Source organism: Flavobacterium sp. (assembly GCF_027533505.1).
Classification (GTDB): domain Bacteria; phylum Bacteroidota; class Bacteroidia; order Flavobacteriales; family Flavobacteriaceae; genus Flavobacterium.
This window is the reverse complement of record NZ_JAPZUB010000066.1, coordinates 1-22,025: the sequence shown is the minus strand read 5'-3', so window position 1 is coordinate 22,025 and position 22,025 is coordinate 1. Positions and strand designations below refer to the sequence as shown.

Below are 22,025 nucleotides of genomic sequence, written 5' to 3'. Positions count from 1 at the left end.
TTGCATTTAAAGCGAGCGCAAAGGTAGCGATTCTCTAGGCAATACACAACCTCGATTTTAACATTTTACGGACGGTTTTTACGCATTGCTTGCGCCAAAGCATGGGTGTTCGGATCCTCCGTTTGTTCGAGGGCATTTAGTATCCGTTGGTAGTTTTTATCGTCCCGATTTTGGGACAGCTTTTTTTGTCCTTGTAGGTCTGTGATAGCGATTTCAAATCCTACGATTCCTCGGGCTTCACGCAGGGTTTTCTCTGATAGATTTTCCATGCGAAGGGGATGCTTTGAAGTTACTTCCTGTCGATCAATAAGCTTCTTCAAGCCTACCAATGCTTCTTTGTGGGAATGGATTTTTATTTTTCCATAGACATGCACTGCGATATAATTCCACGTTGGGACATTTTCATGATCGTACCAAGAGGAGGAGATGTAGGCATGGGGACCCGAAAAAATGGCAAGAACTGTATCATTTTCCAAAAACCCTTCGTGTTGCGGATTTAGTTTGGAAAGATGGCCCAAAAGATACGGCGTGCCGTCATCTTTAGTGTCCAAAACTAATGGTATATGAGTCGCCCACAATCGGCCATGGGTTTGGTTAACGAGAATGGCAAAATTGTTGGCCCGAATAAATTCATGTATTTCCTCTGGGTTCGTAAGGCTATAATTTTCGGGAATATACATACTAAATAATATTTACTTCGGCCTCAATGGCAATACCGTATTTATCCCAAACCGTTTGTTGTACTTTTTGCGACAGCTTCAAAATGTCTTGTCCCGTAGCATTGCCATAATTCACTAATACCAAAGCTTGGTTTTTATGGACTCCTGCATCACCCTCACGATACCCTTTGAGACCGGCTTGTTCAATAAGCCAACCTGCGGGCACTTTCACCTCAGTAGGGGAGACGTCATAAAATTTAATATCGGGAAACTGTGCTTGAATCGTTTCAAAATGCGAGCGGGGAATCACGGGGTTTTTAAAAAAACTACCGCTATTGCCCAACTCTTTTGGGTCGGGAAGTTTGCGTTGACGTATGGTTATCACCGCATTACTAATGTCTTTGATTGAGGGTATTACAATGTTGTTTTTGGTCAATTCGGCTTGAATATCTCCGTAATTACTGTTGATGCAATGGTTGCGTTTGGTGAGGCAAAAAACAACCGAAGTAATGATGAACATTCCTTTGGCTTCTTGTTTGAAAATACTCTCACGGTATCCAAAATGGCAATCTTCCAAATCAAAAGTGCGCATCGACTGTCCGTCCAGGGTAATCGTTTCACACGAAACAAAAGTATCTTTGATTTCGGCACCATACGCTCCGATATTTTGAACAGGTGTTGTACCTACATTGCCGGGAATTAGCGACATGTTTTCGAGGCCTCCATAATTATGCGCTAAGGTCCAAAGTACAAATTCATGCCAGTTTTCGCCTGCCATGGCTTCTACCCACACATGGTCATCGTTTTCTTTTACTACCTTTTTACCTTTTAAATTTACATGAATTACCAAGGCTTCAATATTGCGAGTCAGCAACATATTACTCCCACCTCCAAGGATAAATTTGGGTTCGTTTACGTGTTGTTGCAATACGGATTGTAATTCATCTAAGGTTTGCACTTCGACAAATTTTTGTGCAAAGGCTTCGATACCAAAGGTGTTGTAATTTTTTAATGAAAAATGGGTTTCAATAGTCATAACGGAAATTGCTTAACGCAAGAAGTTGTAAATTTTGGTTTATTCTTCAGTCTCCAACGCCCGACGGAGAAAGTCGTTTAAGGGTTTTAATACCGCCAATTCACGGGCTATTTTTTTGCCAAAATCAGGATCGAGAAACCGGTCGTCGGCAATGGGGGCTGCTGCTGTAAAACTTTTTAATTTTAAAAATTCAATCCCAGGATGGTTCGGGTCGGTGTCTTTGGGTGCTTTTTTGAGCACATTACCTTCTTCCCGTGACAAGGATTTATATTGGGTTGCGAATGATTTTTCACGAACAATTTCATCCAAATCTTCGTAAAAGAATTCAATTTCTTTTCTGATTTTCTTCAGTTGTTCAGGTTCTGGACACCACACACCACCTGCGATAAACGAGGCTCCCTTTTCATAATGAATGTAGTAGCCGGGACTGTTTTTCTGACTTTTATCTTGGGTAAACCACATCCCGATATTGGTTTTATACGGCGATTTATCTTTTGAAAAACGGATGTCCCGATTGATACGAAACGTACAATTTTTAGGCTCAAGGGGTTCGAGTGTAGGGTCGTATTTTTTCAATGCTTCCAAAATCACTGCAATGGTGCCATGATACCATTTTTTGTAGGCTTCATAGGCTTTCTTTTGACTGTGAAACCATTCCGTATTGTTGTTGTTCTTGAGCGCTTCCAGAAAATCAAACGCTTCGCGAGTGGTCATCATTGCAATTGTTTTTTGAGTTCTTCTTCCGAAAGGTAGCCAAGATAGCGCCACACTTGTTTTTTGTTTTCATATACCATTAGCGTAGGATAGCCTTCAACGTTGAGTGCTTCTGCTAGCGCCAGATTTTTCTCAGCATCGATGCGCACTACCACTACTTTATCGCTCATTTCGGTGGCAATTTTATCCAAGGTTGGTTTCAACTTTTTGCAAGGGCCACACCAAGTCGTGTAAAAATCAACCAATACTTTTTTGTCGGTATCCAAAAGTTTGTCAAAATCACTTTGGGTCATTCCTCCCGCCGGCGCGGCATCAGCCAACCCAGCAGCACGCCATTTTTGATAGCCTCCTGCCAATTCATAAATGGATGTAAATCCCATTTCTTGGAGTTTTTGGGCTGCAGCAGTGCTACGACTTCCCGCCAAACAGTACACATACACAGGTTTTGACCGATCGAGTTGCGCTATTCCTTTTTCAAATTCCTCTGCGGCATTCCAATTCAAATTTTGCGCTTTCTCGAGATGACCGGCGGCAAATTCTTCTGGGGTACGCACATCAATAATTTGGACATCCCCTTGTTTTTTTACAGCCGTTGCAAAGGCTTGTACATCCAAGGTTTCATAAACGCTAGCCGTATTTTTTTCGTTCGATTCGGTTCCTTTTTTTTGGCAACTGGCGGTTATCATAACAAGCGATACTACCGCTAAAATAATTTTTTTCATAGGTTATTTTTTTTGCGAAAATAATAGGGTAAAGATAGCCATTCTGTAAGCTATGTTACAAATGAAATAATTTATACGATTGTTGGGTGTTTTTGACCAATTGCTCGGTGCGTTCGGCATGGGTGTCTGAAATGAACAGCTGACCAAATTCTTCCTGATGCACAAGGGCTATAATTTGTTGTACCCGATTTTCATCCAATTTATCAAAAATATCATCAAAGAGGAGAATGGGTTTTTCACCGCTTTGTTTTTTTACAAATTCAAATTGAGCCAATTTCAAGGCAATTAAATACGATTTTTGCTGCCCTTGCGAGCCGTATTTTTTTATGGGAAACCCTTCGATTAAAAACGACAAATCGTCTTTGTGAATGCCTGTTGACGTGTATTGTAATTGACGGTCACGAGTGAGATTTTTGGTCAACAATGCTACGGTAGAATCTTTGCGTAAGTCGCTTTCATAGCAAAGTTCAACCGTTTCTGCACTTCCTGTGATGTGGTGGTGATGTTTTTGAAAAATGGGTTCAAACGAAGTGATAAAGTCCTGTCGTTTTTGAAAAATAGGTTCGCCCAATTGTTGCAACTGGTGGTTGTATACAGCGAGCGTTTCGGCGTCGAAAGTGTGATTTAAGGCAAAATACTTTAATAAAGCATTGCGTTGACTCACCACTTTTTGGTACTGAATGAGTTGTTGTAAATAGGGAGCATCCAGTTGCGAAATCACAGTATCCATAAAACGACGGCGGGTTTCGCTTCCTTCCACAATCAAATCCGAATCCGAAGGTGAAATAATGACTAACTGAATGAGGCCCACATGTTCAGAAAACTTTTCATAGGGTTTTCCGTTTCGTTTTAATACTTTTTTTTGCCCTTTTTTTAAGCTACAAATAATATGTTCACTGCGTTCTTGTTTTTCAAATTCCCCTTCAATCATAAAGAAATCAGTACCATGAAGGATATTTTGCGCTGCCAACGGATTGAAATAGCTTTTCCCGTAAGCCAAATGATACACAGCATCCAACACATTGGTTTTTCCCACTCCATTTTTCCCTACAAAACAATTGATTTTAGCGTCAAAAGCATAGGTTACTTCAGCGATATTTTTATAATTTAGTAAAGAAATGCGTTTTAAAAACATTGCAAAACAAAGGGTTAGCTTGTGTGATTGCCTCGTTAAGGAGATTTTTACAAGAGGTGCAAATTATTGAAAAATATCGAAAAAAAGGGCTTTTAAATTTGAATAAAAATTATATTTTTGCGCACACTAATTTAACATACATGGCAACATATAATAAAAGAGGATACAAAGCCCCCAAAGAAAAAGAAGAAGGCGATGAGAACGTAAAGATGGACAATCAGTTCTTGGAAGACGTGCCCAATGTGGATGAAAAGGAAAGTGCAACGGCTCGTACGTTTGATGCTTTAGACCAAACCGCATCGCGTACAGAGGAGTGGGTAGCGCGTAACCAAAAATTTATTTTAGGGTTCTTAGGAGGTGCTGCTTTGATGACTATCGGGTATTTGTTGTATCAAAAATTTGTTGTTGAACCCAACGAACAAAAAGCCACCGACGATTTATATGTAGCCCAGCAAAATTTCCAAGCGGCTGTAGATGCGCAAGACCCCAAAGTTCAAGATTCATTGTTTATGTTGGTGGTGAAAGGCGCTGAAGGTAAGCAAAGTGCTGTGGATTTAGCGAGTCAATACAGTGGTACCGATTCAGGGAATTTGGCCAACTATTATGCAGGTATCGCGTATTTAAACTTGAAAAAATACGATGAGGCTATCAAATTTTTGGAAGCTTACAAAGCCAATGACGATTTTACAGGTCCGATTGCAGTAGGTGCTATTGGTGATGCTTATGCCCAGAAAAAAGACAATGCAAAGGCTTTAGAATATTATGAAAAAGCGGCACGCGCCAAAGCCAATGAATTTACAACCCCTCGTTATTTATATAAAGCGGGCGTAATGTGTGTGGAAATGGGTAAAAAGGCAGACGCCTTAAAATACTTTACCGAAATTAAGGAACAGTACGAAAGTGCTCCAGAAGCACAGCAAATCGATGCGCTCATCGGAATGGTGAAGTAATTCAACTTCATGATCAAGCGCGCCTTTTTTACGCATGGCAACGGAAAATAAAAACTTATCCCAATACGATAAAAATTCAATCCCAAACGCGAAGGACTTTCGGTTTGGGATTGTTGTTTCTGCCTGGAATGGCCACATCACGGATGGCTTATACCAAGGCGCTTTACACACCTTGTTGGATTGTGGTGTGCCGCCTGAAAACATCATCAAATGGGAGGTGCCCGGAAGTTTTGAATTGATTTATGGTGCCAAACGCATGATGGATCAACCGGTCGATTGTGTAATTACGATCGGTTGTGTGATTAAAGGAGAAACAATGCATTTTGAGTTTGTGTGTGAAGGAGTAACGCAAGGCATTAAAGATTTAAACTGCATGGGACAACAACCCGTTATTTTTTGTTTGCTCACCGACAATAACGAACAGCAATCTATCGACCGAAGTGGAGGAAAGCACGGCAATAAAGGTGTTGAGGCTGCCATTACAGCGATTCATATGGCCGCCCTTCGGCATCGAACCTCACGATAATGAAATCCTGTCGCAGCGGCAGGATTTTTTGTTTTTTAAACCCTAGTTTTTCGCTAACTTTGCGTGGATTTGTCTGAAAAGATAAGTTTACTAATTTCTGCATTGTATGTCGTCAATCATTCAATTACTTCCCGATCATGTTGCCAACCAAATCGCCGCAGGTGAGGTGGTACAACGCCCGGCTTCTGTGGTAAAAGAGTTGCTTGAAAATGCTGTCGATGCCAAAGCAACGGATATCAAACTGATTGTTAAAGATGCCGGCAAGTCGTTGGTTCAAGTAGTCGATAACGGCATTGGGATGAATGTTACCGACGCCCGACTTTGTTTTGAACGTCATGCGACCTCCAAGATTCGTCATGCAGAGGACTTATTTTCTATCCACACCAAAGGGTTTCGGGGGGAAGCATTGGCCTCCATTGCTGCGATTGCTCATGTTGAAATGAAAACGCGACAAGCCGAGGACGAGTTGGGCACTCATATTATCATTGAAGGGAGTAAGTTTATTGCCCAAGATCCGGCTGTAGTGCCAAAGGGGACATCCTTTGCTATAAAAAATTTATTTTTCAATATTCCCGCCCGACGTAATTTTTTGAAGACCGAGCATGTAGAGTTTCGCCATGTCATGGATGAATTTCAACGGGTTGCTTTGGCCCATCCAGGCATCCATTTTACTCTAATACACAACGGAAGTGAAACCTTCAATTTATCCATTTCCAACCAGCGGCAACGCATAGTGAATTTGTTTGCAGGGAAAACCAATGAAAAACTCGTTCCGGTTCAGGAAACGACCGAAATTGTAACCGTTCAAGGGTTTGTTGGAAAACCTGAATTTGCCAAAAAAAATAAAGGCGAGCAGTTCTTTTTTGTCAACGACCGCTACATCCGAAGCAGTTACCTTCATCATGCCGTGTTGTCGGCTTATGAAGGCTTGTTGAAAGAAGGTATGCAACCCAGTTATTTTATCTATTTGGAGGTACCTCCACATACCATTGACATCAATATTCATCCGACCAAGACCGAAATTAAGTTCGATGATGAACAGGCGCTTTATGCTATTCTACGGGCTGCGGTCAAACACAGCTTGGGACAGTTTAATGTAGCTCCTGTTTTGGATTTTGAGCGCGATCCTAATTTGGATACGCCCTACGAATATCAACATAAAGAGGCTGCCTATCCTACCATTCAAGTCGATCAGCATTACAATCCGTTTGCCGATGATAATGCTCCATCTCGGTCAACATCAACGCAGCAAAGTGTTCGTCAGCAACGGTTTACTCCAGCGACATCAACGGCTACGTGGGAGAGTTTGTACGTTGGTTTAAAGCAAGACACCGAAGCGATGTTTGTTCCCGAATCAGCGAATGAACGCGCCACACCTTCGCTATTCAATGATCAAGAACCCGAAGCTACGGTTACCAAAACCTATCAGTTGCAACGAAAGTATATCGTAAGTCCGATTAAGTCGGGACTGATGTTTATTCATCAAAACCGTGCCCACCAACGAATTCTATATGAACAGTTTTTAACGCAAATAACGGTACAACAAGCCGCCAGTCAGCAACTTTTGTTTCCTTTGTCGCTCTCGTTTACTCCGGTAGAAATGCATGTATTGGCTGAACTCGAACCCGCACTTCAGGCTGTTGGTTTCCATTTTGAACGCTGGGAAAACGAAGGAGTAGTGGTGAGTGGAATTCCAGTCCATACGACAGCGCAAGCCATTCCCGGAGTGTTTGAAACGGTTTTGCATGCGTTTCAAGAAGGATTTACCGATAGTTTTAGTCCCAACGATACCTTGGCCAAAGCGATGGCACGATCCTTGTCGATCAAGAAAGGGGTTGTTTTGTCGGAAAAAGAGCAAGAAATGATTGTCAACGGTCTTTTTGCGTGCAAAGATCCCAATGTAAGTCCCCAACAAAAGCCCACCTTTATCACCATGAGTGTGGACGAAATCGATAAAAAATTTTCGCTATGATGCAATTGTCTCCTGTGGTTAAACAACTTTTAATCATCAATGTTATTTTCTTTTTGGGGTGTATTCCATTGGTTCACGCCACGGATTATTTTGCTTTGCATTATTTCAAAAATGATAGCTTCCGTTCATGGCAGTTTTTCTCGTACATGTTCATGCATGGCGGTTTTATGCATTTGTTTTTCAATATGTTTGCCTTGTTTTCTTTTGGCACCATGTTGGAGCGTATTTGGGGCAGTTCTAAGTTTTTGTTTTTTTACATTTCTTGTGGATTAGGTGCGGCATTGGTTCACATGGGGGTCAGTTTTTTTATTGTCCAAGAGGTATCCCAGCAACTCTCTAGTTTACAAATTGCTCCCGATGATTTCAGCTTTTTGATGAACGCCAATTATAATCTTTCGGTCGATCGCGATTATAAAATTGTGGGCGAGGTAAATACGCTTTTAGAAAAATACCGATTTACACAAGACCAATTTAATACCTTAACTCTTGCGGTAAAAGAATACCAAACTCCTATGGTAGGGGCTTCGGGTGCTATTTATGGCTTATTGGTCGCCTTTGCCTTTATGTTTCCTAATGCCGAATTGATGATGTTGTTTATTCCAGTGCCTATTAAAGCCAAGTACTATGTCACCGCTTTGGTGCTTTTGGATTTGATTATGGGCTACCGAGGAACATCCATATTTGGAGGGAATAGCACAGGGATAGCCCATTTTGCCCACCTTGGAGGCGCATTGTTCGGATTTATCATGATGTGGGTATGGCGAAAAAATCAGTTTAACCAAAATCGTTGGAATTAATATGCGTATCTGGGAAGATATCAAATTGCAATACCGAATTGGCGGAATCGTCAATCAGGTCATTTACTGGAATGTAGGTGTCTTTATTTTGGCCATTCCCTTCTTTTACCAATTTCGTGAAGGGTTTTTTGCCTATCCCGATTGGTTGGCCTTGTCCTCGAGTTTCGGCTCTTGGTTGTTTAAGCCGTGGACATTAATTTCCTATGGTTTTTTGCATTCCGGATTTTTTCACCTGTTTTTTAATATGGTCATGCTCAATTTTGCAGGGCGACTGTTTCAAACCTTTTTTACCCAAAAGCAGTTTTTGGGGATGTACCTCTTCAGCCTATTGTTTTCGGGTTTAACCTACAGTGTTGCTTATACTTTGTTGGGCGATAACGGAATCATCGTTGGAGCTTCAGGGGCAGTATTGGCCGTTTTAACAGCGGTAACCGTTTACCAACCTCTCATGGAGTTACGATTGTTACTCATTGGGAACGTAAAGTTGTGGCATGTGACGGGTGTAATTTTGCTGTTAGACATTTTACAAATCTCCATGTCCAATACTGGCGGACATATCGCACACCTAGCAGGCGCTGCGTTTGGAGTTCTTTACATGAAGCTGTTACAATCAGGTACGGACTTAAGCCGGCCTGTGACGCAAATTATAACTTTTTTTGCTACTTTGGGGCAACCTAAATCGAAGTCGCCGTTTACCCGCGTGCACAAAAATCCAACACGGAAAACAACAAATACTACTTCAAAAGTGGTTTTAAAAGACAAAAAACAACAACAAATTGATGAGATTTTAGATAAAATTAGTCAATCGGGTTATGATAGTCTAACCCAAGCTGAAAAAGAATTTTTATTTCGAGCAGGAAACGAATAATGCGCAAATTATCACGATTTAATAAGTTGATGTTAGGGTTGAATGTGACGGTGGTCATGCTCAGCTTCATTGCTTATGTTCTTCCGTTTTTAGCGCCAAAATTTTTCCCTTTTTTATCGGTTCTAACCCTTGTATTGCCTTTTTTTCTCATTGTCAATGCCTTATTTTTTGTCTATTGGCTTCTTCAAATGAAGCGGCAAATGATTGCCTCTGGATTGGTATTGATTTTGGGAATCACTTTTATCAATAAATTCTATAAATTTTCAGCCCTTGATTTACCTAAAGAGGAAGGCGACATGGTTGTGATGAGTTATAATGTTCGCTTGTTCAATCTTTTTCAATGGCTTCCCAGTCCTCATGTCAAAGAGGATATCCGTCGATTTATCAATGATATGAACCCCGATGTGTTGTGTTTGCAAGAGTATTCGGAAAATGCAGGCGTTGATTTACGGGTGTACAAGTACCGAACGGTTTTTATGCAAGGCTATCAAATTAAGTCGGGACAAGCTATTTTTTCCAAATATCCTATTATCGACGAGGGACAAATCGCTTTTGAAGGGTCAGATAACATGTTGGTTTACGCTGATATTCGGAAAGGAAGCGATACGCTTAGAGTATACAACATGCATTTGCAATCCATCAAAATTTCACCCGATGTTAATGAAATGGAACAGCACGTAGATTCCATTAACAAGCGCAAATCGACCATGGTACTGCATCGCATTTCGGAAGCGTTTAAAAAGCAACAATTTCAAGCGGAAGAATTAATGGAACATAAAAAAGAATGCCGCTACCCGATGATTATTTGTGGGGATATGAATAACAGTGCTTTCTCGTATGTGTATCGTGGCATCAAGGGCGACTTGAACGATTGTTTTGAAGAGGCGGGAAAAGGATTTGGGGCCACCTATAATTTTAAATATTATCCTGCCCGTATTGATTACATTTTTGCCGATCGCCGTTTTAAAGTAAAGTCCTTTCAACATTTTCCTGAATTCAAGAACTCCGATCACTTTCCGATTGTTACCCGTATTAAATTAGAGCCCCGCTAACGATTGACGTTTTAGATAATCCAAAGCCCGTCGTCCTTCGTTGAAAAGTAAGTCGAGAATACTGAGGTTGTTTATAAATCCGTGTTTATCCCCAAAAACTTGCACATAAGGTTCGATGAGGGTCGGATCTTTTTTTCCTTGAATTAAAAATCGAAAATCCAAAGCATCGCTCACTTCTTTGTGGTATTCTTCGGTTTCTTCATAGGGGAAGTCCAAACCCAAACAATGCGAAATAATTTCTAAGGTTTGGTAATTTAAATCCCACAGGAATTCGTGTTTCTTTTCAAATATTGGCCGTAAATCATCTTCAAAATATTCAAAAAAAGGAGACGTGCGGTAGGCTGCTTCCAGCGATTTAAAGTGTTGTTTTTGCCAATCAAACGCGGTTTCCAAACGTACATCGCGCATTTTTTGATGTCCTTCTTTCACATGTTTGATGGGGACATTCAAGAGTTGCACCCCATTAGGACTGTAGATATACATTCGGTTGCGGTTGGTTTGTTTTTGAAAATGATCGCCCGTTTCAAAAACCACATGAGAGGCTTTTGCCAAGGCAACAAACGTACTTACAGAAGGGAAATAACCGGGATGTAATAGAACTTTTGACACGATTATTATTCTTCCGTTTGTTTTGCTTTTCTCTTTTTCCAGAAATATTCTCCCACAAAATAAAGGGTCAGCGCAATAAGGAAGTATTTGAAGTACGATTGCGGTTGCCCTTCGCCACTAACCGTCGTAAACATACGGTCCCAACGAATACTCCAATTTTTGAACCCTTTGTCAAAGTTTTTCACACTCATCCAAATGAAAATCGGTTTTCCTACAATATGATCTTCAGGGACATACCCCCAAAAACGGCTGTCCTCCGAGCGGTGACGGTTGTCTCCCATCATCCAGTAGTAGTTTTGTTTGAAGGTGTATGATGTGCTCGGTTTACCGTTGATGAAAATTTCACCGTTGCGAATCTCTAGCGTATTGTTTTCGTATTCTTGGATGATTTTTTTGTAAAAAGGTAAAGTTTTCAAATCCAAAGCCACAGTTGCCCCGGCTTTCGGAATGTAAATCGGCCCGTAATTATCGATGTTCCAAGGTTTAGTGTAAGGAAAAACACTCAAACTAGCCTCTTTAAAAATAATCCGTTCCACTTTTTTAATCCCAGTAACGGTACGCAATTTCTTTGCTACATCATCGGTCATGGCATTAATGAAAAGGGTATCACTTTCCCAACGGCCATTGGCAATTCCACCCCCATCAGTAACATCATTTTCTTCCAAAAACGGCGTAATATCTGAAAATTGTTTGTGATCAAAAACAACAGTATACGAGTACTGCGGTTTAGCACGATCAGGTAAAATCAAGGGATTACCATTCACATACACAATGCCTTCCTTGATTTGTAAACTATCGCCCGGAATCCCTAGACATCGTTTTACATAATTGGACTTCTTATCAACTGGTTTGAGGTATTTACGGTCTTTGACAAAGAATTGCGCTACCGTATCAGCGGGCCAGTTGAATACCACGATATCATTATTTTTTACCGTTTCAAATCCGGGGATACGCAAATAAGGAAATTGTAACTTTTGTTTCCACGAACTTGGATTTTCATCATCGTAGAGGTATGATTTTTTTCGTAATAATGGAATGGTATCGTGAACCATAGGCGCGGCAACCGTTGTATTGGGCACCCGAGCACCGTAATTAAATTTACTTACGAACAAGAAGTCGCCTACCAAAAGCGATTTTTCTAAAGAAGAGGTTGGAATCGTGAACGGTTGTATAAAATAGGTGTGAACGAAAGTAGCCACTACAATGGCAAACAGTATCGAACTGACCGTTTCTCCTGTCTTTGTAGCGGGATGGGTGCTGCGATCGGCTTCATAGGGAAGCGGCTGGGTGTAATTTACATAGTAGAGGTAAAATCCCAATGTAAATACGGCCAATGCGGTGTCTCCAGTTGATTTTTTACCAAAACTTCGCAAGGTTTCTACCCATACCACGGGAATTACAATCAAATTAATGATTGGTATAAAAAATAGTAGCAACCACCATGTGGGACGCTTTACAATTTTTAACAAAACAACGGCATTGTACAGCGGCACAAAAGCTTCCCAAGCTTTACGACCGGCTGCCACATAAAATTTCCACGTTCCAGCGCCGTGAATGACTTGGAGGATAAGGATAAAAACGAACCATTGTGTGAATGTCATACTATTCTTTTTTTATAAATCTAAAACGTCTTTCATCGTAAACACTCCCTTGCGCGTCGCCAACCATTCGGCGGCAATGACGGCCCCGTAGGCAAATCCCTCGCGGTTGTGTGCGGTGTGTTTGATTTCAATTGTGTCAACGGCTGAACGATAAAAAATGCTGTGTGTACCAGGGACTTCATTTTCACGTTTGACATCAATATACAGGGCCTCCGTAGCCTTTTTGTCTAAACTCCATGCTGTAAAACCAGTGTAGGGGAGTAGTCCTTCGGCTAAGGTAATGGCCGTACCACTGGGTTTGTCCAATTTTTGGGTATGATGAATTTCTTCCATATCCACGGCATACTGCGGAAATTTTGCCATCAATTGCGCTAATTTTTGATTTAATTCAAAAAATAAATTCACACCCAAACTGAAATTCGACCCATACAAAAAAGCACCGTTTTGTTTTTCACAGAGCGTTTTCATGGCTTCATACTGCGCTAACCAACCCGTAGTACCCGAAACAACGGGGATACCAGCTTGTAAACAGGCTGTAATATTTTCGACTGCGGCATCGGGAATGCTAAAATCAATGGCGACATCGGCGGTTTCTAAACCTTCAAAGGTGTTTTGGCGGGTTTTACGTACAACGATAGCATGACCGCGCTCCAAGGCGATACGCTCGATAACCTTTCCCATTTTTCCATACCCTAATAACGCGATGTTCATACCTATTTAGTAGCGGTTTTTGTTGGTTTGTTACATTAAAACTTAAAGCTGATGCCCAAACCGAGTTGCCGGCGTTGGGTGAGGTCGTTATGAATCAAATCGGGTTGAAGCGTGAGTTTATCGCTCACATTGTACTGCATTAAGTGCGCATCAACATTGGCATCGACAATATTTAGCATGTAGAAAACACCAATCAGCAAAGCCGATAAATCCCGATTTCGCTGGTAAAAGCGTTGGGCTTGTATCAGCCGAGAGGTGTCTAGATACGAGAATTCGTCATCGGTAAAACCCAACAAACGACGCTTGTAGGCATCCCGATAATCATTGTATTTGTTGTTGTTGGTAATATAAAAATAAACGGTCGTTCCCAAAGCGGCATAGACTAACGGGATTTTCCAATACTTTTTGTTGTACGCCTGACCCAAACCGGGAATCACAGCCGAATAGAAAGCAGCACGTGAGGGGGCAAGCATATTAATAGGTTTGGCGGGTGTATTGAGACTATCAGCGGGTTTCACAGGGGGAGTCGGTGCAGGCGTTTGTTGTGCCCAACCGGTAGAGATTGCTAAACAACCCCAGCAAAAGAATATGTAAATCCAACGAATCACCCTTTTTGCAACAATTTGAGTATCCGGTTAAAGTCCTCTTCCGAATGAAAGGGAACCGAAATTTTTCCTTTTCCGTTGCCGCCTATTTTTACTTCGACTTTTGCGCCAAAGAATTCAGTCATTGTTTTTTGGTGCGAAGGCGCTAGGGCAAAAGCAGTGGCTTTTTTACTCTTGGACGCCGCTGGTTTTTGACCTTCTTGGTATTTTTTTACCAACGCCTCGGTTTCTCGAACGGAAAGGTTTTGGCTAATGATTTTGTGGTAAATATCGGCTTGCGCTTCATGGTCTTCGATATTGATGATGGCACGCCCGTGGCCCATGGAAATAAAGCCATCGCGAATCCCCGTTTGTATAATGGGGTCCAATTTTAACAAACGCAAATAGTTGGCAATTGTAGAGCGTTTTTTGCCCACACGATCACTCATTTGCTCTTGCGTCAGTTGAATTTCTTCCATCAAACGTTGGTACGAAAGTGCAATCTCAATCGGATCTAAGTCGTGACGCTGTATGTTTTCGACCAATGCCATTACAAGCGATTCATTGTCGTTAGCAATGCGGATGTAAGCGGGAATTGTAGTGAGTCCAACCAACTTTGAGGCGCGCAAACGGCGTTCTCCAGAGATTAATTGGTATTGATTGAAGTCAAGCTTACGTACCGTAATGGGTTGGATAACCCCCAATTCACGAATCGAAGTGGCCAATTCTTGTAGCGCTTCTTCATTGAAATTGGAACGCGGTTGAAATGGGTTAATCGCCACCGCATCGATGTCAATTTCCAAAATATTGCCGATTAGTTTATCGGCATTTTTATCTTCAACCGAACGAATATCGTTGTCTGGATCTTTCAATAAAGCCGACAATCCACGTCCAAGCGCTTGTTTTTTAATTGCTTTTGCCATACCCCATTAACTGTTTTTCTTAATCACCTCTTCGGCCAAACTCAAGTAGTTAGTTGCCCCTTTACTGGTGGCGTCAAAGTTGATGATACTTTCCCCAAAACTTGGCGCTTCACTCAATTTTACATTGCGTTGAATGATGGTTTTAAATACCATATCATTGAAATGTTTTTGTACTTCTTCGACCACTTGATTGGATAAACGAAGACGAGAATCGTACATGGTGAGCAGCATGCCTTCAATATCCAAGGCAGGGTTGTGAATTTTTTGGACACTTTTGACAGTGTTGAGTAATTTTCCCAATCCTTCCAAGGCAAAATATTCGCATTGAATTGGAATAATCACCGAATCAGCAGCCGTCAACGCATTCAACGTGAGTAACCCCAACGAAGGTGCGCAGTCGATTAAAATATAATCATAGTGGTTGCGAATGTCCTTTAAGGCTTCGCGCAACATGTATTCGCGGTTTTCTTTGTCGACTAATTCAATTTCAATCGCTACCAAATCAATGTGAGCCGGAATGACATCCACATTAGGGGAAGTACTTTGCACTACCGCTTCCGAAGGGATGTTGCTGTGTTCTAAAATTTGATACGTACCGATAGCCACCGATTCAACATCAATTCCTAATCCTGAAGTAGCATTGGCTTGTGGGTCGGCGTCAATAAGTAATACTTTTTTTTCCAAAACACCTAAAGAGGCCGCCAAATTAACCGAAGTTGTGGTTTTGCCGACACCGCCTTTTTGATTTGCAATTGCAATGATTTTACCCATGAAAATTCGCGTCAAATTTAAGAGGTGTAAAAATACGCTTTTTTATGGTTTATTCAAGTCTTATTTGTTAACAATCGACTAAAGTTTGTCATTCATTTCCGTTTAAAATCTGTGCTAGAGTACCTTACCTTTGAGCATAAAAAAAGGGGCCGAACCCCTAATTTTTTACTTACTGCCCTTATTTTTTATCATTGTTTCGAGCATATCCCACATTTCTTGAGGTATCTTTTCTAGAATATTGAACTGCCCAGCACCTTGTAACCATTCGCCGCCATCAATCGTTACCACTTCCCCATTGATATAGGCCGAAAAGTCCGAAACCAAATAGGCTGCCAAGTTGGCCAACTCCTGATGATCGCCTACACGACGCAAAGGTACTTTTTTGGACATATCAAATTTTTCTGCCAAATCCCCAGGAAGCAAGCGGTCCCAAGCCCCTTTGGTAGGAAACGGTCCCGGTGCAATGGCGTTCATGCGAATGCCATATTTAGCCCATTCTACGGCCAAACTGCGGGTCATTGCAAGCACGCCTGCTTTGGCAGTTGCACTAGGTACGACATACCCCGAACCGGTCCACGCGTAGGTCGTTACAATATTCAACACGTTGCAATTGGTTTGTTTGGCTGCAATCCAATGCTTTCCAAACGCCAACGTACAGTTTTTAGTTCCTTTTAATACAATGTCAATAATCGTGTCAAAGGCATTGGCCGACAAACGTTCGGTAGGCGAAATAAAATTCCCCGCCGCATTGTTCAACAACACGTCTACTTTTCCATACCGTGCAATCACCGTTGCCAGCATTGCTTCCACTTGGTCGTAATGCCGTACATCGCAGGCGAGCGGTAAACAGGTTCCTCCCGTGGCAGCTTCCAGTTCGGCCGCCGTGGTTTTTAACTTGTCTAGGTCTCGAGAAGTGATGGCTACTTGAGCCCCCAATTCCATAAAATATTTTGTCATGGCTTTTCCCAAGCCACTTCCACCGCCGGTAATAACAATGGTCTTTCCTTCCAAAGCTCCGTCGCGAAGCATTTTAGCTGCAAAATTCATAGAGGTCTATTTTTCGTAAAGATAGGAATTAATTTTATATGCACGCATAATAAATCACACAAGTAATTTTCTTAAAGAACACTCCATTGGGCAGTCCAACCAAAATGATTTTGGATGATGGTGGATTTATTTTCGAGCAGGTAATTTTTGTAGGCTTCGGCTACGGGAGACAGGTTTTTGGATTTCATCCAGATCATGTTCCACTGCGACGATTGGGGGAGTCCTTCGGCGGGTATGATTTGTACATCGCCGTTTTGTAACTCATTTTTTATCCCAATCACAGGCATGATAGAGCACCCCAGTCCGGCCATAATGGCTTGCTTGACGGCTTCATTGCTAGTGAGTTCCATTTTTTTGGTTCCCTTACTGTCCAACTGGTATAAAAACCGTTCCATAACAAAGCGACTGCCCGAACCGGCTTCCCGATAGATCAACGGTAAGGCTTGAATTTCTTCCAGCGTCAGGGGCTTTTGGGGCTTCGGAAAATCACGGTTGGCCACGAGCACGAGTTGGTTTTCCATTAGTGGAATGCTTTGCACCGATAAATCGGGGAACAAGGACACGAGGGCAAAATCGACTTCATTGTTTTCGAGCGAACGTACTACTCGATTTTTATTGGTGACATCCAGTACAAGTTCTACTTCGTTATGCTGTTTTAAAAAGTCGGCGAGTAAAAATGGAATCACATATTTTCCGGTAGAGACCGAGGTAATACTCAATTTTCCGCTTAGTTTCCCTTTATAGGCCATCGTTTTGTAATTGATGGCTTGTACTTCGTTTAGAATGTTTTGGGCTGCTCGGGCGATTTCCATGCCAAATTCGGTAACATACAACTGCCGTCCCACGACCTCGGTCAAAGGAATATCAAACTGATCCTGAAAATTTCGCAACTGAATCGATACAGCGGGTTGGGTGAGGTAAAGTTGTTCTGCCGCTTTGGTGATGCTTTTGGTTTCGGTGACTTTCAAAAACACTTGCAGTTGGTGCAGGGTGTAATTCATAACCTTTTTTTATGGATAAGTAACAAATATATCAATTTATTTTATGTTGCTTGTAAAAAGAAGTATTAATGTGTCAATGTGTCAATGAGTCAATGAGTCCATGAGTCAATGAGTCGATGAGTCAATGTTACCTCACTTACTCTTTTAAATTGGCAACCATACGTTCCACATAAGGCAGCAATCTTTTATCACTTTTGAGGTCAGAGGCCACTAACCAACGTTGGAAATTTTTCAAATCTTTTTTAAAATAATACCCCTGCAAAATATTGAAGGCATTTTCAGCTTTGTAGGTAGTGTCGGTTATTATTGGTAAATAATGTGTATAAGTGTTTTCAGCTTTTTGAGCATCCCCACTTTGTGCTTGAGCAAAAATTAACTCTTTGACGATATACGCTGTGGCTGGTTCTTCATGAAGCGTTAATGTCAATAGTTCAATGGCTTTTGAATAGTTTTTCATGCAGTTGTAGGAATACGCCAATTCAACTTTTAAGCCCTTATATTTTGGGTTAAGTAAGTAGGCTTTGTTTAAAAATTCTAGTGCTTTTTCACATTCTCCCCAAGCATTGTACATATATCCCCAACGGTATTGGCGTTCTACGGTATTTTCATTCTCCTTATAAAATTTTAGCCAATCGGGAATAACGTTGAGTCCAAGTTCAGTCAATTTTTCTTCGGGAATAAGGGAGACGTAGACATTATTTGGTTTTAGGCGAACTTTCATCGCACTGTTACTTTCTTTCTTTTTTAAATGGAATGTTCCATTTTCATCAATGGTAAATGAACCTTCATAATTAAGTGTTAATCCCGCCTGCGCATCGATGTAAATAAATCCAACAGTATGTGAACCGGTGGAATCGGCTTGGAAGGCAACCCATTTGTCCTCACATTGTACAAATCGTTTATCAAAAACTAATTTTGCTTGAGCAAATCCAAATGTTGTAGAAAGAAAAACGAATAAAGCAAGGTATCTTTTCATAGGTGTAATTTTGATGTGCAAAAAAAAATCTCATGTACAGGCTTATACAGATGTAAACGCAACAATACGTGTACTAAAATACTAGTTTTTAAAGAACAAATTGATTGAAGTGGAAAAAAATAGTCATTGATATTTTTTTTGAATAGCGATTTGCATCGATTTCAAATTACTAACTAGTCTTTATGATCCAAGCCATAGAATTTTAATGTAACCAAGTTCAAGTACTGTTTGTACTCCAACTTTGGTTGATTCCCTTATTCCTGCTATCTTCGTAAAAATAGCGAAGGAATGGTCTCCAAATTTCCCCAGATGGGTTCTAGTATTTTTTCTGAAATGTCGCAATTGGCAGCACACTATCAAGCAATCAATTTGTCGCAGGGTTTTCCAGATTTCTCCATAGACGATCGTTTGAAAATGCATTTGGCACAAGCGGCACAGTCCCATTTTCATCAATACGTCCCAATGGCAGGTTATGGACCGTTGCTTGAACGTTTGGCCACCCTTACGGAAGCACAATATGGTCGCCCGATTAATCCACAAAATGAACTATTAATTACGGCGGGAGCGACTCAGGGAATATTTGCGGCCATTCAGGCCTTAGTCCATCCAGGGGATGAGGTGATTGTATTGGATCCGAGTTACGATTGTTATACTACGCCCATACAATTGGTGTCAGCGCATCCTGTTCGGGTGCCATTGGGCGCTGATTTTTTACCTGATTGGTCCCAAATCAAGGCTGCTGTGGGTTCGCGTACCCGCATGATTATTATCAACAGTCCCCACAATCCTTCGGGACGGGTTTGGACGTCGGAGGATTATGTTGCTTTACAACAATTGGTTGCACAACATCCCCAGCTTGTTGTGCTTTCGGATGAAGTGTATGAATACATAACGTTTGTAGCAGGACCCCAATCGGTGCATCAATATCCACAACTTTGGGAACGATGTGTTTCAGTTTCCTCGTTTGGTAAATCATTTCATTGCACCGGGTGGAAAATTGGGTATATGGTTGCTTCTGAACCGCTTATGCGCGAGATAAAAAAGGTACATCAATTTTTGGTTTTCAGTGTCAATTCGGTAGCACAAGTAGCTTTAGCCACTTATTTGGACGAGGTGTCTGTGGTTACTTTAGGGGACTTTTATCGCCAAAAACGCGATTATTTTAGCCGTTTGATGCAAACAACTGCTTTTACCTTACTTCCCTGTGAAGGTTCCTATTTTCAGTTGGTTAGTTGGCCTACGGCGCATGTTGAATCGGATATGAGTTTGGTGAAACGTATGGTGCAGGAAGTGGGGGTTGCAGCGATTCCATTATCGCCCTTTTATGAGCATCCACCTCAAAATCAACACCTTCGATTTTGTTTTGCCAAATCCGATGCAACCCTCGAGCAAGCGGTTGAAAGATTACAAAAAATAAAATTTTGAAACGTAAAAAAAACTTTATATTTGCATCGCTCAAATCGGGATGTAGCGCAGCCTGGTAGCGTACTAGCATGGGGTGCTAGGGGTCGCTGGTTCGAATCCAGTCATCCCGACCGAAGAAAAACCGGACAGTGTCCGGTTTTTTTGTTTGTATCCTGAGCGCAAAATTTATTTTGCTGCGAAGGATACAAACAAAAAAACAACTGCGAAGCGGTCGGTTTTGCTTCGAGCAACGTTCCCTCCCTATGGATCACGGAGTAATCCAGTCGGTTGGTTTTTTGACGCGGCAGATAAAAACAAAAAAAAAAACACCAAACGGGCGCGGTTGCGAGCACCACCCATACCCCCCCCTTGGGTCACTATGTAATACAGTCGGTTGTTTTTTTTTGCTGCGAAGGATACAAACAAAAAAACAATTGCGAAGCGGTCGGTTTTCAAGTCGTAGCCCCGAAGGGTCGGGACAGTCACAGTCTCAGTATTATCACCTTAACGGTCGGGTGCAGTGTGCCACAGGCGATGTAACTTCCATTTTTTGAGGCATTTTTATTTTCTACTCTAAAGACAATCAAAAAATAGGTGCCGCCTAATTATTTTACAGGTATATGATTATTTGTAAAAGTAACAGTTAAAGAGTCAGTCATTACATCACGCGTGATATAAATGAATTTGTATTTCACTATGGAGTCGGCATTTAATTTCAAAAAATGGTTTCTTTCAACATCAAAAACACTGGTTTTACAACTCTTTTTGATTTTAAATATTTTTGCAAACGGACCACACTTTGACGATTGTAATGAATCTTCGGGTTCAAGTTCATGACAATTACGGACTACCACCGTTGCATTAAAATAGGCTCCACCGAAAAACAAAAGTGAAAAATTTTCATTTTCTGCTTTAAAGATTTTTAAATAGTGAAAGTCTATTTTGTTAAATTTTGGTTCTTCATAGCTTGCCTTTGATTCTTTGCAACTGCACAAAATGATGAACACCAAACATGGAAAAATTTTATTCATCACAAAGTTTTTGATGTTTAAAAGTTATCTCTTTTGTAAAATAAAATCATTACAATTTTTCTATTCCCATGCATGTAAAATACAATTGCACGCCCTATTTCTTTGCGAGTGCGTTTAAGTATTGGGTAAGTTCTAGCAGCGATGCTTCCTCTTTGATTTTAAAATCGATTTGCTTAAAAAATGAGGCGATATCGGGTGCAATATTCGTTAATAGTCGCTCCAAATCTTTCTTTTTTTCGGAGATTGCAATCATATCCGTAGACGTTTAGATAAAGAATCTCACTTTTTCAGGATAAAACTTGGCCGGTTTATCTTCGCGATAACTGGTAACTGCTGGTTCCCCTTCTTGAAAAGCTATCGTTTCACGCGCTAATAAAGTATAAGTTGCTGTATTTAAACTAATTCGACGTAAATATCCAAAACGTATTTTTCCATCAAAAGGATAGGCAAAAAATCCATATACCTTGTTGTCAATTACAATTTCACAACTGTCTTTTTTTTCAAGGTAGTAGAGTTTTCCCTATTTTTAAATTCCATTTCATCTTTGTAAGCATTGTATCGAATTTCGGGTTTTAGTTCTTTTGAATAACACGAAAGTGAGGCGGGTTTAAACTCCTTATCCCAATAGGGTGAACCTTCATAAGTGGTTGGAATGGAATCGTTGGCATTGAAAAATAATAACCCTTGATCGTTGTTAAACGACACAAGATTAGTTTGTGCGGCTGCGGGTATCAGCCAAAAAAGCGACAAGATGATGCTCAAAGAAAAACGTTTCATAGGCATAGAATGTAATGGATTATATTTAACCCGTTGGGTGAAATTAAATTAATTGATTTTTGATTTTATTTATTGGTCTATTAAAGATAAATTTATTGATATACTGAACCAAAGTTAATGCTGTTATTTTTGCTAAAATTCTTGTTTTAAAACCTTCAA

24 protein-coding genes, 1 tRNA gene and 1 pseudogene are annotated in these 22,025 nt (G+C 40.9%); 8 read left to right on the top strand and 18 right to left on the bottom strand.

The genetic code is table 11. The features are described from left to right. Window positions 1-65: 65 nt before the first annotated feature. From O9316_RS12450 to O9316_RS12430, 5 genes are read right to left on the bottom strand one after another with little or no spacing between them, the layout of a single operon-like run. Window positions 66-680 (bottom strand): FMN-binding negative transcriptional regulator, encoded by a 615-nt coding sequence (locus tag O9316_RS12450; protein WP_298203325.1) that lies wholly within the window; start codon window positions 678-680, stop codon window positions 66-68. A 1-nt stretch (window position 681) separates the two neighbouring features. Next, window positions 682-1,695, bottom strand: a complete 1,014-nt coding sequence (gene murB / locus O9316_RS12445; protein WP_298203326.1) for a UDP-N-acetylmuramate dehydrogenase — start codon at window positions 1,693-1,695, stop codon at window positions 682-684. Between the two features lie 39 nt (window positions 1,696-1,734). After that, entirely contained in the window at window positions 1,735-2,412 is a 678-nt protein-coding gene (locus O9316_RS12440) for a DUF2461 domain-containing protein (protein ID WP_366941546.1), read from the bottom strand. Beyond that, window positions 2,409-3,131 carry a thioredoxin domain-containing protein gene (locus O9316_RS12435; RefSeq protein WP_298203327.1) on the bottom strand — a complete coding sequence of 241 codons (723 nt, stop codon included), beginning with the start codon at window positions 3,129-3,131 and terminating at the stop codon, window positions 2,409-2,411. Before O9316_RS12435 ends, O9316_RS12440 begins: the two co-directional genes overlap by 4 nt. Window positions 3,132-3,186: 55 nt before the next feature. After that, the gene (locus O9316_RS12430; RefSeq protein ID WP_298347273.1) at window positions 3,187-4,266 is read right to left on the bottom strand and encodes a DNA replication/repair protein RecF; all 1,080 of its coding nucleotides are present in this window, start codon (window positions 4,264-4,266) and stop codon (window positions 3,187-3,189) included. A 140-nt stretch (window positions 4,267-4,406) separates the two neighbouring features. Between O9316_RS12430 and O9316_RS12425 the strand changes: the two genes are divergently transcribed. From O9316_RS12425 to O9316_RS12400, 6 genes are all read left to right on the top strand, one after another. Then, window positions 4,407-5,216, top strand: a complete 810-nt coding sequence (locus O9316_RS12425) for a tetratricopeptide repeat protein (RefSeq protein ID WP_298203329.1) — start codon at window positions 4,407-4,409, stop codon at window positions 5,214-5,216. Between the two features lie 34 nt (window positions 5,217-5,250). Continuing rightward, window positions 5,251-5,742, top strand: a complete 492-nt coding sequence (gene ribH / locus O9316_RS12420; RefSeq protein WP_298203330.1) for a 6,7-dimethyl-8-ribityllumazine synthase — start codon at window positions 5,251-5,253, stop codon at window positions 5,740-5,742. 106 nt (window positions 5,743-5,848) lie between these two features. Further along, window positions 5,849-7,714, top strand: a complete 1,866-nt coding sequence (gene mutL, locus O9316_RS12415; RefSeq protein ID WP_298203331.1) for a DNA mismatch repair endonuclease MutL — start codon at window positions 5,849-5,851, stop codon at window positions 7,712-7,714. After that, window positions 7,711-8,511, top strand: a complete 801-nt coding sequence (locus O9316_RS12410; RefSeq protein ID WP_298203332.1) for a rhomboid family intramembrane serine protease — start codon at window positions 7,711-7,713, stop codon at window positions 8,509-8,511. Before mutL ends, O9316_RS12410 begins: the two co-directional genes overlap by 4 nt. Before the next feature lies 1 nt (window position 8,512). Then, the gene (locus tag O9316_RS12405; RefSeq protein WP_298203333.1) at window positions 8,513-9,379 is read left to right on the top strand and encodes a rhomboid family intramembrane serine protease; all 867 of its coding nucleotides are present in this window, start codon (window positions 8,513-8,515) and stop codon (window positions 9,377-9,379) included. Beyond that, window positions 9,379-10,431 carry an endonuclease/exonuclease/phosphatase family protein gene (locus O9316_RS12400; RefSeq protein WP_298203334.1) on the top strand — a complete coding sequence of 351 codons (1,053 nt, stop codon included), beginning with the start codon at window positions 9,379-9,381 and terminating at the stop codon, window positions 10,429-10,431. Before O9316_RS12405 ends, O9316_RS12400 begins: the two co-directional genes overlap by 1 nt. On the opposite strand, the gene O9316_RS12395 is transcribed toward O9316_RS12400, so the two are convergent. The 9 genes from O9316_RS12395 to O9316_RS12355 all read right to left on the bottom strand — a co-directional run bounded on the left by O9316_RS12395 (window position 10,417) and on the right by O9316_RS12355 (window position 18,654). Continuing rightward, on the bottom strand, window positions 10,417-11,040 hold the full coding sequence (locus O9316_RS12395) for a WbqC family protein (protein ID WP_298203335.1): 624 nt from the start codon (window positions 11,038-11,040) through the stop codon (window positions 10,417-10,419). The two genes, O9316_RS12400 and O9316_RS12395, sit on opposite strands and share 15 nt — an antisense overlap. A gap of 5 nt (window positions 11,041-11,045) precedes the next feature. Next, window positions 11,046-12,641, bottom strand: a complete 1,596-nt coding sequence (lepB, locus tag O9316_RS12390; RefSeq protein ID WP_298203336.1) for a signal peptidase I — start codon at window positions 12,639-12,641, stop codon at window positions 11,046-11,048. 12 nt (window positions 12,642-12,653) lie between these two features. Then, entirely contained in the window at window positions 12,654-13,352 is a 699-nt protein-coding gene (dapB, locus tag O9316_RS12385) for a 4-hydroxy-tetrahydrodipicolinate reductase (protein ID WP_298203337.1), read from the bottom strand. Between the two features lie 35 nt (window positions 13,353-13,387). Next, window positions 13,388-13,825: a DUF5683 domain-containing protein gene (locus O9316_RS12380; RefSeq protein ID WP_366941545.1), complete on the bottom strand. Its 438-nt coding sequence runs from the start codon at window positions 13,823-13,825 to the stop codon at window positions 13,388-13,390. Window positions 13,826-13,956: 131 nt separating this feature from the next. Beyond that, window positions 13,957-14,859: a ParB/RepB/Spo0J family partition protein gene (locus O9316_RS12375; protein ID WP_298203338.1), complete on the bottom strand. Its 903-nt coding sequence runs from the start codon at window positions 14,857-14,859 to the stop codon at window positions 13,957-13,959. A 6-nt stretch (window positions 14,860-14,865) separates the two neighbouring features. Then, window positions 14,866-15,630, bottom strand: a complete 765-nt coding sequence (locus O9316_RS12370) for an AAA family ATPase (RefSeq protein WP_073363583.1) — start codon at window positions 15,628-15,630, stop codon at window positions 14,866-14,868. Between the two features lie 165 nt (window positions 15,631-15,795). Continuing rightward, on the bottom strand, window positions 15,796-16,677 hold the full coding sequence (locus O9316_RS12365; RefSeq protein ID WP_298203339.1) for an SDR family oxidoreductase: 882 nt from the start codon (window positions 16,675-16,677) through the stop codon (window positions 15,796-15,798). Between the two features lie 71 nt (window positions 16,678-16,748). Further along, a complete protein-coding gene (locus tag O9316_RS12360; protein ID WP_298203340.1) occupies window positions 16,749-17,678 on the bottom strand; it encodes a LysR family transcriptional regulator in 930 nt (309 codons plus the stop codon). Between the two features lie 136 nt (window positions 17,679-17,814). Continuing rightward, window positions 17,815-18,654, bottom strand: a complete 840-nt coding sequence (locus O9316_RS12355) for a hypothetical protein (protein WP_298203341.1) — start codon at window positions 18,652-18,654, stop codon at window positions 17,815-17,817. A 288-nt stretch (window positions 18,655-18,942) separates the two neighbouring features. On the opposite strand from O9316_RS12355, the gene O9316_RS12350 reads away from it, so the two are divergent. Next, window positions 18,943-20,079, top strand: a complete 1,137-nt coding sequence (locus tag O9316_RS12350; RefSeq protein ID WP_298203342.1) for a methionine aminotransferase — start codon at window positions 18,943-18,945, stop codon at window positions 20,077-20,079. Window positions 20,080-20,115: 36 nt separating this feature from the next. After that, window positions 20,116-20,189, top strand: a tRNA-Pro gene (locus O9316_RS12345). A 474-nt stretch (window positions 20,190-20,663) separates the two neighbouring features. Here O9316_RS12345 and O9316_RS12340 read toward each other — a convergent pair. From O9316_RS12340 to O9316_RS12325, 4 genes and pseudogenes are all read right to left on the bottom strand, one after another. Continuing rightward, window positions 20,664-21,089 (bottom strand): hypothetical protein, encoded by a 426-nt coding sequence (locus tag O9316_RS12340; RefSeq protein ID WP_298203343.1) that lies wholly within the window; start codon window positions 21,087-21,089, stop codon window positions 20,664-20,666. Window positions 21,090-21,183: 94 nt separating this feature from the next. Then, entirely contained in the window at window positions 21,184-21,342 is a 159-nt protein-coding gene (locus tag O9316_RS12335; protein ID WP_298203344.1) for a hypothetical protein, read from the bottom strand. A 221-nt stretch (window positions 21,343-21,563) separates the two neighbouring features. Beyond that, a complete protein-coding gene (locus tag O9316_RS12330) occupies window positions 21,564-21,866 on the bottom strand; it encodes a hypothetical protein (protein ID WP_298203345.1) in 303 nt (100 codons plus the stop codon). 43 nt (window positions 21,867-21,909) lie between these two features. After that, window positions 21,910-22,025 (bottom strand): annotated as a pseudogene (locus O9316_RS12325) (IS982 family transposase); the annotation flags it as partial.